Origin of the sequence: Nodosilinea sp. AN01ver1 (assembly GCF_050565655.1) — a bacterium.
In the GTDB taxonomy this organism is placed as follows: domain Bacteria; phylum Cyanobacteriota; class Cyanobacteriia; order Phormidesmidales; family Phormidesmidaceae; genus Nodosilinea.
On the sequence record NZ_JBNXVS010000116.1, the window covers coordinates 1 to 1,796 of the forward strand.

Sequence of the window (1,796 nt, forward strand, 5' to 3'; positions counted from 1 at the left end):
TATTCTCACGATCTATTCACAGACTGCATAATGAATCTGACCTGCCCAGCTATGCTGTTTTTCCCTCGCCAATCGAGGGGGTGCCGAAGTTGATGCAACTAGGTGCCGAAGTTATGCAAATACGCATGGTTAAAGACGTTGCACTATCTTTGGCAAGTTACAGGGCTCCTGTTTGCCCAGCAGCTTTCTAAATTACCCCAAGACCTGCTTAAAGAGAACACCAATCGCTTATATCAGTATCTGCCTGAACCGAGCCTCAACAATGCGGTTCAGATTGCCGCATCAGACTTGGCGCTGTACCAAGCCATTGCAAAGAACTTTGAGTACTTGCAAAACCACAGTCTTGACGAGATGCAGCGAGCAACCTATTCCACACCTTTGTCATTATTCAAGGTGATTCAAATTGAGAGCTTCCAGACCGGCTGGAAAATTGGGCCTGCCGGCTCTGAAATCAACGGTGTCTCTCAAGATCAGCAAAGGGAATATCTCTATACCAAGAGTTGTCTGATTGAAAACAGACCTTGGTTAGAAAAGAAACAAGTTAAAAAGGGACTTCGGCGTCCTTATCGAGAAGCCGAGAAGGCTTTCATAGATTATCTAGAAAAAGATGGGTTACGTGGCCAAATCATCTTGGCACTAAGAAGTAAACCCCATAGCGCTGAACTCGAAGATTACGCTGAATCCATGCGTAAGCATAAGGATGTTTATTTAGACGATTTTCAGTGGCGCAATGGACAACCCTATAGATATAAAGTCACCAGCTCACCGCAACCTGTAGAGGCTAAAGTCGATGCTTATGGATCTATACAATGGTGCTGGCGCTAATTAGAGAGTGTTTGAAAATTTTTCCAACCAAGGTTTGAATACTCGGGAAACCTAGAAACACAACGATAATAGAGGTATTGCGGCCCAGCTTCAAGGGGCTTAGGTTGCCTTCACCACAAAAATCACCCTTTCAAAACGTCTTCTTAAATTAACTTAATGGATTACCTAAAACCGCTTCAATCAAGGTCAGATCAGATTTATTGAGAGTGTCGCTCCTCAGGAAGTCTGATGTCGATTACTCGCAGACAATCCAACCAAAACAAGCAAGCCTGTCAACACAAGTCAGCTAGCTCTGGGCAAAAATCGATGCGCGGTGTGCCCCAACTATACGACGAAAGAAAAGTCGGCGTCAAAGTCTGTTTAACTCCCAAATGCGTGCGTGTTCTCGACCATCTTGCTCAGCTTGATGGTTACTCTCGCAGTGAGTTTATTGAACGACTTGCTCGCGGAATCGCTCATGCCAGTGATGATCCGGTAGTTGAGAAAATCATGTATGGGAATGAGCCTAAACCTCGCTAATAAGGCTATTTAGCTGATGTGCAAGGGCTAATTAGAACGCTATCAAGCCCATGTTCCCCAACAAACTTAATCATACAACGATAGCAAGGCCTACTTATATAGCCTTAGCTCTTGCCCCTGAGGGACGCAACTATCAGCGTTCAAAAAGATAGAGCGCTTGAAATTAAACGCTACCACCTATAGTGTCCTGAAAGTCAGTTTATACAAGGCTTTTAGGCATTATAGAAGCGATTTGCTGATGATGATTTATCGCGAAGAAGAAAACAAAGACATGCAAAATATTCAATTTTCACAAAACGAGGTTTTCTCATGAAGTCTAATTCTGACCAAGGTACAGGGACAAAACTCGAATGAGCGCAGAGGGCTAGAGCTGACGGGGATTTGACAAATTGGAGGGAGAGGCGGTGAGCTAGGAATTACCACACCCCTACCATCACCACCTCATGAACGAG

The 1,796-nt window shown here is 44.4% G+C and carries 2 protein-coding genes; both read left to right on the forward strand.

The window, feature by feature from the left end; genetic code table 11:
- Positions 1 to 138 precede the first annotated feature (138 nt).
- Positions 139 to 825, forward strand: a complete 687-nt coding sequence (locus ACQ4N7_RS30160; RefSeq protein WP_430715109.1) for a hypothetical protein — start codon at positions 139 to 141, stop codon at positions 823 to 825.
- Between the two features lie 228 nt (positions 826 to 1,053).
- Positions 1,054 to 1,344, forward strand: coding sequence for a hypothetical protein (locus ACQ4N7_RS30165; RefSeq protein ID WP_430715110.1), 291 nt, complete (start codon positions 1,054 to 1,056; stop codon positions 1,342 to 1,344).
- Positions 1,345 to 1,796 lie beyond the last annotated feature (452 nt).

Coding starts and splice junctions, on each gene's coding strand:
- ACQ4N7_RS30165 (WP_430715110.1), top strand. CDS start 1,054: ATGTCGATTACTCGCAGACAATCCAACCAAAACAAGCAAGCCTGTCAA.